The following is a 9,955-nucleotide window of genomic DNA, read 5'->3' as shown; positions in this document are numbered from 1 at the left end:
AAAGGAGCTTGCCACTTTTTCTATAATTATTATGTTCTGTCTACAACTTCGCGAACATTTTTGATTACAAAGCCACTCTTAACGTATCCTGGGATACTGTTTAAGTCCACTTCTAAATCTTGTTCTGGAACATCATAAGTTATTTTTTCTGCAAAGTATTTCATTGTTTCTTCCATGATGATTACTGTGATCCATTCACCTGCACAACGGTGATTTGTCCAGTAATCTCCACCACCTTGTGGAATAAGGTCAAATGGTGATCCGTCCCAAGTTTCGAATCTTTCTGGGCGGAATTCATTTGGATCGTCCCAAAGTGATTCATCATGCGTTGTACCATAAACATCTAATGCAAGACCTACACCTGCAGGAATTGTAACGCCTTGGAAGTCGATGTCTACTTTCGCTTTACCTGGAAGGAATGGAACGAATGGATAGTAACGACGAACTTCTTGAGCGAATTTATATGCATAGTCAGGTTCTGATTTAATTTTTTCACGTGTGATTGGGTTTTCGTTCATCGCGTGTAAACCGAATGAAACGAATCTGTTGATTGCGATTAATGGGCGGAATGTGTTCATTAAGTCAATCGCACAAGTTCTTGAGTCCATTGGGTTACCTAAGTAGTCTTCCCAATGTGCAAATTCGTAAAGTGCTGTACCTTCTGGTGGATGAGTATTCCCTTTACGAGTCTCAATAATTTGTTCTTCTAACCAATCTTCAACACGACGACGTGCTTCTTTTGATGCCTTGTAACCTTTAAAGACACCACCAAGTGCTCTAAATGAATCGATCATGATGTCCATGTCTGTTGCGATTCTTTCGATATCTTCAGGTGGTGCTTGAACGCCTGCCCAACGTGTTCCTACTTTTGTAAGTAGTACGATAGATTCACGGTAAATATTTACCTCATCCATACTTTCCATACGTTGTGTGTTCGCATGCCATAATGTACGCGTTAATTCTCGTACATAATTCAAGTTACCTTCAGTCATCAAGCTCATGAACAATGCTTTTCTGTCTACGTGTTTTTTACCATCTACCGTATGGATTGCACCTTTACCAAAAAGCGTATTAACGATACGTTTAGGTAACATGCCTTCACGTTGAACAACATCATTGTTGTAGAACATTTCAGCGCCTTCCTTACCAGTCACAACTACGAATGGTTTACCACCGAGTGCTTTAGTTTGGAAAACTGATGTGTTTAGACGATTTCTCTGATTTGTTGTGTAAAGATAACCTTGCTTTAATACTTTCAAAGTATTATCTAGGCCCTTATCCCTCTTAAGTGTTGCCATAATTTCATTCCTCCAATTCGAATGTACTCCACCATTATATATAAACAGTAAAGCCAATGCCAATATTTACTTAATTTTCAACTGTTTCATTTATAACTTCTTCACCATCAACTTCTACTTTGTATGATCCATCCTGTCCTTCTTCAAGGACTAGAGAAATTGTGTGATTCGTATCTTCGGTAATTTCTATCGTCTCTGCTACTTCACCTATACCATTATCCTTATCGTCAATATAAATTTTTGCATCCACAGGTTCAGATTCCTCTTCTTCAGAGTCACTCTCTGATTCTGATTTTGAATCTGAACTTTCAGAACCAGATATTGATGATTCAGGATATGGTAGATTTAGTGAAATTTGATAGGTCGTTTCTTCTGGCGGTGCTTCTCCTAATGACACGATAACATTAATTTGTGATCCAGGTAAAAAATCTCCATAAGAAGGGTCTTGAGAAACTATCGCACCTTCTGCTACTGAATCACTGTAAACTTCTGTTGTCACATTTACGATGAAACCTTGAGCTTCTAATTCTGACTTAGCAGTGTCAAAGTCCGTACCTGTATAGTTAGTGATTGGTATTGGTTCATGTCCTTCTGAAACTGTCAAAGTCATCGTCTCTTCTTCTGGATAAACTTCTTCATCTTGTTCGATAGATTGACTAAGCACTGTACCCACTTCTTGATCAGAATATTCATACTCAGCGACCACATTTGAAAAACCAGCTTCTTCTAAAGCTGCTTTGGTTTCTTCAAAGTTCGCACCTGTATAATCTTCAACTGTAAATGGTTGTTTTCCTAAACTTACTAGAAAATCGATTTCACTTTCTCTTTCAACTTCGGATCCAGAAACTGGCGTCGTTTCTATAATTGTACCCTCTTCAAAGTTATCGTCATAGGTCTCCTCTATCTCACCTAAGACCAGAGACTCCGATTCAAGGTAAGATTCAGCTTCTTCGACTGTCATATTTTGTAGGTTCTCAATCTCTACAGTCGGCGGTATTCTATCCCATAAGAAGAAGGCTGCACTTGCTGAACTTGCTAACAACAAGAAGATAAGTAAAGCAATCCAAGGCCACTTACGCCTTTTCTTTTTTAGTTTTTCTTCTTTTGGTTCATTCACAACTTGAGAGTTTGCCATTTGTTGTTTAGGCGCTGTTTTCTCTTCTTTCTTAACTGGGACAACCGGCGGAGTTACGACCGTCTTGTCTTGGGTGATTTTTTTAACCGGCTGATATGGTTCTGTCATATCTTTATAATGTACGAGTGCAGAAAGTACGTCATTTGCGTGACGATAACGATCTCTTGGATCTTTCTCTGTACACTTCATAACAATATTTTTTAAACCGATTGGAATTTCTCTGTAATCATTGATGTCCGGAAAAGGATCTGAGATGTGTTTTAAAGCAACGGAAACAGCTGTCTCAGCTTCATATGGTAAACGTCCTGTTAACAATTCAAATAGCATAATGCCAAAAGAATATATATCCGTACGTTCATCAGTATTTTGCCCTTTCGCTTGTTCAGGTGAAATATATTGTACCGACCCTATGACTTGATTGGTTTCAGTCATGCGCGTCTCACTCAGTGCTTTAGCAATACCAAAATCAGTAATTTTGATTCTGCCTTTTTCATCTAAAAGTAAATTTTGAGGTTTGATATCTCGGTGAATAATCCCTCTATCATGAGCATGTTCTATACCCTTTAAAGTCATCATTGCAATACTGACTATTTCATCGATATCTAAAGGATTGTTTTTCATAATGTACGCTTTTAAGTTTGGCCCGTGGACGACTTCAGTCACAAGAATATGATATTCTTCAGTGTCATCCACATCGATTACGCTCACAATATTCGGATGAGAAAGCTGGATTGTACTCTCCACTTCTCTTTGAAATCTTCTTACTGACTTCTCTTTGTCTAACGGATCAGATTTAATCATTTTAACAACGACGTCTCTATCTAAAATTATATCTTTAGCCTGATAGACTGAACTCATGCCGCCGCCGAGATATTTTTCTATTTTATAACGCTCTGACACTACTTTTCCGATCAATTCCCGTCACCTCGTCTCAAGTCAGCAACGACAATACTAATATTATCTCGAGATTGATTGTCCTCTGCTGATTGAACTAGGTGTTCTGCCTTTTCTTCTAAGTTGAGCTTAGCACTGTACATCAACTTATGAATTTCGTCCGGTCGTAAAATATCCGTTAATCCATCTGTCGCAAGTAAGGCATAGTCATACTGACGTGCTCTTAATCGGAAGACATCGGCTTGAATCATCGGTTCAGTACCCATAGCACGCGTAATCAAATTACGTCTCGGGTGCGATAAAGCTTCTTCTTTAGTAATCTCACCACTGGCAACAAGTACATTAACGAAAGTATGATCTTCTGTAATCTGATCAATCTTACGATTGTTCATAACATAAGCCCTCGAATCACCAACATTCAAGACGAGCATACTCGTATCTATAACAGCAACTAATACCAAGGTCGTGCCCATACCTTTATACTTAGTGTTTTCTTCCTGATAGTCATACAGTTCACGGTTGGTCTTTACGACGAGGTCTCTTAAAAATGCTTCAGCCTCATCTATATTAAATAAATTCTTCTCTTCCCAAGCGTGCTTAATTTTATCATGTACGAATTGACTCGCCACTTCACCATATTGGTGCCCGCCCATACCATCAGCTATTAACAGCAGTTGTTGGCCGGTTTGGTTGGTAAAAAAACCTGTCATATCTTCATTTATTTCTCTGAATTGTCCACATATACTTTTCGAAGTTACTTCCAAGGTAAACCCTCACTTCCGTTGATCAACTTTGTGACTTCTTAAATCTTGCTATAAAAAAGCCATCTGTATCATGTTCATAGGGTAAGATTTGTCGGTACGGTCCGGTAAAATCAAAAGCTGGAATGGAGAAATCATCAAACTCTATGTCGTCGTGTTTCTTTTTGAAGGTAAAAGCAACATTTTCATTCTCCAACTGATGAATGGTACACGTTGAATAGATTAAAATCCCACCAGGTTTTAAGTGTTTTTTTACATTATCCAGTATTTCTAATTGTAATTCAACGAGTTCTTCTATACTGTCAGAAGATCGTTCATATTTAATTTCAGGTTTTCGCTTAATTACACCGAGTCCTGAACACGGTGCATCAACAATAATGCGGTCAAACTGTCTACCGTAATCAAAACTTTTCGCATCTGCTGATAACGCTTTATAATTGGTATGTTTTAGACGTGTTGCTTCATTGTTAATCAATGTAATTTTGTGGTCATGTAAGTCAGCGAAAACGACTTCTCCACCATGCATCGACTCTAAAGCATGCATGCCTTTACCGCCTGGTGCACTACATGCATCTAATATTACATCATTATCTTCTGGTTTTAGCGCCATAGCTACAAACATCGAAGAAACATCTTGTATTGCAAACAGTCCATCTTTATAACTTTGGGATAAAGTAATATTTTGTCCATTGAAACGAATCGCATCGGGATGCAAGTCTGATGGTGCCACCATGTATCCTTCAGCGGTTAATGTTTTGATTAAATCATCTCTATCAATTAATTTCTTATTCGTTCTTAAATACATTTGTGGACGCTCATTCAATGCATCTAAAATCTTTTCAGTTTCATCATAACTATAATGTTTAAACCAATGTCTAATAATCCATTTAGGCATGCTATACATTAATGATAACCTGTGTGCATCGTCTTTAATATTTGTAAAACCAGGACGTTCACTTCTTAAGTAAGCTCTTAATATCCCGTTAATTTGTTTAGCTGAGCCCGGACCACCTTCATCTTTAGCGATTTCCACCGCTTCATTGATAACCGCATAATCCGGTACTCTATCTAGATATTCTAATTGATAGACACTTATAAGGAGTAAGTGTCTTTGCCAACGTTTTAACTTAGTCCTAACAAATGGCTTAATAAAGTGCTCTAAAGTCAACTTTCTTTGTAAGGTACCATATAGTATTTCAGTCAAAAGTCCCTTATCTTCAGTTGATAGGTCTTCATATCTTAAGGCTTCATTTAAGGCGATATTACTATAGGCCTTATCCGTTATTACAGCCTCGAATAAGTCGAGTGCAATTGCTCTAACTGTCATGATCCACCCCTAGTCTTTCCCCTATTAGGTTCTTTTGATTATTTATAAAATCTAAGGCTTTTACACGCTTTTTACCAGCGAGTTGTACTTCTGTTAAATTGATGAGTAAACCATCTCCTGTCGCTACTAAAAAGCCATCGTCAGACAGTTTGACAATTGTTCCAGCAGGCTTGTTGGTTGTTTCATTTGTTAAGGACGCACTAAATATTTTTAAGCGTTTATCATCTAAGGTCGTATGTCCAACAGGCCATGGATTTAAGCCTCTAATTGTATTAAAGACATCTCTTGCGTCTTTAGTAAAGTCAATGATTTCATCCTTTTTAGAAATGTTAGCACTGAAAGTTGCTGCGTCATGATCTTGTTCTGTTCTCTCATTTTCTCCACTTAAAACTGAAGGTAAAGTTTTCATCAATAAAGATGCACCGACATAACTTAATTTATTAAATAAGGTACCCGTATCATCTTCATCTTTGATTTCAATACGCTCGCTACTAATAATATCCCCTGCATCTAGTTTTTTCGCCATATACATAATCGTCACACCAGTATGTGAGTCACCGCTCATGATCGCACGGTGAATGGGTGCACCCCCTCTATGTTTAGGTAGGAGTGAAGCATGCACATTTAAGGCACCGTATCTTGGTACTTCTAGAACGCTTTCAGGTAATAATTGCCCAAATGCAGCGGTGATAATTAGGTCTGGCTCAATGTCACTTACCTTTTGAAGGGCTTCATCAGTCTGCATTGTTTCTGGTTGATACACCTCTATACCGAGCAATTTAGCTGCAACTGCAACGGGTGGATCTGTCAGCACTTTTTTTCTGCCGACTGGTCTAGCAGGTTGAGAGATAACTAAATCAACACCGTATTCTTTTTGAAGTTCTTTTAAAATTGGCACCGAAAAATCAGGTGTACCCATAAATATTATTTTTGTCATAATTAAACTCCTACATTATGAATTGTGGATCGACATCAATTTTTAATGATATACCACTTTTCTTATATAACTCAGTATATTTTAAATCAAGCTGATTTAATACATCCATCAGGGCAGGCTCTCTCTTATATTTTAACAGGATTTGAAAGCGATGCTTGTTCTTAATCCTTTCAATTGGGCTTGGTGACGGTCCGATAATATAAGCAGAAGTGGATACACTATCAACAAGCGTTTGATGAATATCTGTCGTTGCATTTAAACAATCCTTAATCTGCTCACTAGATATGGTGAATAGGACATGAAAATAATACGGTGAATAACGCGCAAACTTTCTAAAGTCCATCTCTTTGCTATAAAAATCAATATAGTTATTGTCCTTAGCCATAGTGATTGTATAATGCGTTGGATTGTACGTCTGATAAATGACCTCTCCAGGTAGACTGTGGCGCCCTGCACGCCCTGCAACCTGAGTGAGCAATTGAAAGGTGCGTTCATTCGCCCTAAAGTCTGGCAAATTTAACATCGTATCTGCGTTTAGGACGCCGACTAAGGTCACATTGGGATAGTCTAAACCTTTAGCAATCATCTGAGTCCCAAGGAGAATGGGAACTTTTTGTTCTTCAAAAGTTTTCAGTAATTGTTCATGTGCTCCTTTATTTTGGGTAGTATCAACATCCATTCTGACGATATCGACACCAAAAGTATCTCTTAAAATTTCTTCAACTTTTTGTGTCCCAGTCCCTCTAAAGGTTACATCACTCGCGCCACAGTCTTGACACTGCTTCTTGACCGCTTCCTCATAACCACAATAGTGACACATCAAACTCTGATTCGTCTTATGATAGGTTAAGGAAATATCACAGTTCGGACATTGTGGTACATGTCCACAGTTTTGGCAGATTTGAAAGTTTGCAAAACCGCGTCGGTTTAACAAGAGCACGGTCTGTTCACCTTTGTCTATTCTCGAATGAATCGCTTCTTTTAAACGTGCCGATAAAATTCCAGCATTACCTTCTTTATGTTCCTCAGCCATATCGACAATTTCTGCGGTCGGCAATGGATTCATATTTGGACGTTCGCTTAAAGTAAATAAATCATACACACCTTTTTGTGCACGAGCAAAACTTTCTAATGACGGTGTCGCTGAGCCTAAGACGACTGGACAACTATGGAATTCCGCTCTTAATTTTGCCACTTCAGCAGCATGATACATCGGTCTTTCAGATTGCTTATAGGTCGTTTCGTGCTCTTCATCGATGATAATTAACCCTATATTTTTAAAAGGTGCAAATATGGAAGAACGTGCACCTACTGAAACACGCGCACGTCCATCACTAATCTTTCTCCACTCATCGTATTTTTCACCATGGCTTAAGGCGGAATGCAGTACAGCAACATCATCACCAAAACGCGCCTTAAAACGGTTAACCATCTGCGGTGTTAAAGCAATTTCAGGTACGAGCATTAACGCTTCTTTTCCTTCTTTTAGTGTTGTTTCAATGAGTTGTAAATATACCTCAGTCTTCCCACTACCGGTCACACCGTGTAAGAGATAGGTGTTAATTTGGCCCTCTATAACTGCTTGGTTAATCGACTTAAATGCTTCATCTTGTTCTTTGGTTAAGGTTTTCTTCTGGTCTGCTTCAAAAACCTTCCCATCAAACGGGTCTCTTTCAACGACAACGTCTAACTTTCTAACAAAACCTTTTTTCTCTAATTCTCTAACAATTGCTTCAGAATATCCTTGGTCCTTAAGATCGCTTAATAATACAGGTTCCTCAGCTTGTTCAACAGCATAGAGCGCTTCAAGTTGCTTGGGTGCACGTTCCAATGTTGATTTATTTAGGTAGAGTGACTCCACCGCTTTTTGGGTTTTCTTTCTCGTATGTTGACTCAGTTGAATATCCTCATAAACCTCACCCTGATTTATATAGGGTAAAAGTGATGCAAGTTCTTTCGTTGATAAACTTTTCGTCTCTATAAGTTGACCATTGTTTAAGGATTCATACATGAACCGAGCTTCTGCTGTCGCATTATCATTTAAATGTAAGACTTTTTTTGCTTTGGTCTTCAAGGCTGCTGGTAATATCGTTTCAATCACTGATATATAGGGTTCTATATAATAGTTCGCAAGCTTTTTTGATAAGGCGACTAATTCTGTTGTTAGAACCGGCTCAACATCCATGACTTTAACAATTTCTTTGACCTTATTTTCAGGGACATCACTAATTTCATTTAACGCCATGACATATGCTTGGATATGTCTCGGACCAAAGGGTACAAACACCCTGTGTCCGACTTTAATCACATTTCTTAAATGATCCGGTACCTTATAGTCAAACAAACGATTGACATCTTTTGAAGTCACACTCACGATGACGGATGCATACATTAATCTTTCACCCGTTCTTTTAACACTTCTAATATCTGATCAGCTAATTGACGTTTACTCATTTTTTGTAATGGGTGTTTTGTACCATCTTTAAATAGCATCGTCACTTCATTGTCATCTGAGTTCATACCAATTTCAGGATTTGATACATCATTCATAATTATTGCGTCAGCTTTTTTACTTTCAAGCTTACCAAGCGCATATGATTCAACGTCATGTGTCTCTGCTGCAAAACCGACAACATACATATTCTTTGAATTGTGACCCACATATTTTAATATATCTTGTGTTTCGATAAGTTCAATTGAAGGTAACTCACCATCGACCTTCTTCATCTTATTACTACTTACATCTTTTACTGTATAGTCAGAAACTGCCGCAGTGAAAACACCTATATCGTTATTCATTTGTGCTTTTACAGCCTCAAACATTTCCTCTGTTGACTCCACATCAATTCTTCTAACTCCAGTCGGAGTCGGGAGGTTGACTGGCCCACTTATTAAAGTGACATCTGCTCCCTGTGCTTGAAAGGCTTCAGCAATACTATAACCCATCTTGCCACTTGAAAAATTAGATAAGAAACGTATTGGATCGAGTTTTTCACGCGTTGGGCCAGCCGTAATTAACACTTTCTTACCAAGAAAATCTTGTTTTGCTGTGACCATTCCTTCAAGCTTATCCACAATCTTAACGACATCTGCTAAACGTCCTTTAGCATTATAGCCACATGCTAAAAAGCCTGATTCTGAGTCAATGAATGTCACGCCTTGTGCACGCAGTTTATCGATATTGTTTTGTACTGAAGGCTGATGTAGCATGTGTACATTCATTGCTGGCGCCATTAATACCGGCTTAGTATTCGCTGCGAGTACATTGAGTAACATGTTGTCATAGATACCATTCGCAAATTTCCCTATAGTATTTGCAGTCACTGGTACAACTGCAATTACATCTGCCCATTCACCAATTTTAATATGTGCAATTGAGGCTGGGTCCTCTTCTAAAAAAGTGTTGGTATAGACATGGTTACGACTGATAGCTTGAAAAGCGAGTGGTGTAACGAATTCTTGGGTATTATCTGTTAAAACGACTCGAACTGCATGGCCTCTTTGAACAAGTTTGCTCGTTAAATCGATCGCCTTATAACTGGCAATGCCGCCTGTAACACCGATTACGATATTTGCCAAATTTCCCACCTCTTTAAAAAAAGC

At 38.4% G+C, this 9,955-nt stretch carries 7 protein-coding genes; all 7 read right to left on the bottom strand.

The features are described 5' to 3' along the window. Positions 1–29: 29 nt before the first annotated feature. Positions 30–1,298 carry a cytochrome P450 gene (locus V6E76_RS09795; protein ID WP_247352363.1) on the bottom strand — a complete coding sequence of 423 codons (1,269 nt, stop codon included), beginning with the start codon at positions 1,296–1,298 and terminating at the stop codon, positions 30–32. Positions 1,299–1,368: 70 nt separating this feature from the next. Then, a complete protein-coding gene (gene pknB, locus V6E76_RS09790; RefSeq protein WP_499797804.1) occupies positions 1,369–3,333 on the bottom strand; it encodes a Stk1 family PASTA domain-containing Ser/Thr kinase in 1,965 nt (654 codons plus the stop codon). Positions 3,334–3,344: 11 nt separating this feature from the next. Then, positions 3,345–4,091 carry a Stp1/IreP family PP2C-type Ser/Thr phosphatase gene (locus V6E76_RS09785; protein ID WP_156889186.1) on the bottom strand — a complete coding sequence of 249 codons (747 nt, stop codon included), beginning with the start codon at positions 4,089–4,091 and terminating at the stop codon, positions 3,345–3,347. Positions 4,092–4,113: 22 nt separating this feature from the next. Continuing rightward, positions 4,114–5,415 (bottom strand): 16S rRNA (cytosine(967)-C(5))-methyltransferase RsmB, encoded by a 1,302-nt coding sequence (gene rsmB / locus V6E76_RS09780; RefSeq protein WP_247352367.1) that lies wholly within the window; start codon positions 5,413–5,415, stop codon positions 4,114–4,116. After that, positions 5,405–6,352: a methionyl-tRNA formyltransferase gene (gene fmt, locus V6E76_RS09775; RefSeq protein WP_026867556.1), complete on the bottom strand. Its 948-nt coding sequence runs from the start codon at positions 6,350–6,352 to the stop codon at positions 5,405–5,407. The genes rsmB and fmt overlap by 11 nt, the downstream gene beginning before the upstream one ends. A 10-nt stretch (positions 6,353–6,362) precedes the next feature. Next, the gene (gene priA, locus V6E76_RS09770) at positions 6,363–8,744 is read right to left on the bottom strand and encodes a primosomal protein N' (RefSeq protein ID WP_247352369.1); all 2,382 of its coding nucleotides are present in this window, start codon (positions 8,742–8,744) and stop codon (positions 6,363–6,365) included. After that, positions 8,744–9,931 (bottom strand): bifunctional phosphopantothenoylcysteine decarboxylase/phosphopantothenate--cysteine ligase CoaBC, encoded by a 1,188-nt coding sequence (gene coaBC / locus V6E76_RS09765; protein ID WP_247352372.1) that lies wholly within the window; start codon positions 9,929–9,931, stop codon positions 8,744–8,746. The genes priA and coaBC overlap by 1 nt, the downstream gene beginning before the upstream one ends. Between the last annotated feature and the right edge of the window lie 24 nt (positions 9,932–9,955).

It is taken from the genome of Jeotgalicoccus huakuii, from assembly GCF_036665975.1.
GTDB classification, from domain to species: Bacteria; Bacillota; Bacilli; order Staphylococcales; family Salinicoccaceae; genus Jeotgalicoccus; species Jeotgalicoccus marinus.
The sequence above is the reverse complement of the archived record's forward strand: the minus strand, read 5'-3'. Positions and strand labels throughout refer to the sequence as shown.

What these genes read in the sequence shown, in the direction of transcription:
- V6E76_RS09795 (WP_247352363.1), bottom strand. Translation starts at nt 1,298, where the DNA reads ATGGCAACACTTAAGAGGGATAAGGGCCTAGATAATACTTTGAAAGTA.
- rsmB (WP_247352367.1), bottom strand. Translation starts at nt 5,415, where the DNA reads ATGACAGTTAGAGCAATTGCACTCGACTTATTCGAGGCTGTAATAACG.
- fmt (WP_026867556.1), bottom strand. Translation starts at nt 6,352, where the DNA reads ATGACAAAAATAATATTTATGGGTACACCTGATTTTTCGGTGCCAATT.
- priA (WP_247352369.1), bottom strand. Translation starts at nt 8,744, where the DNA reads ATGTATGCATCCGTCATCGTGAGTGTGACTTCAAAAGATGTCAATCGT.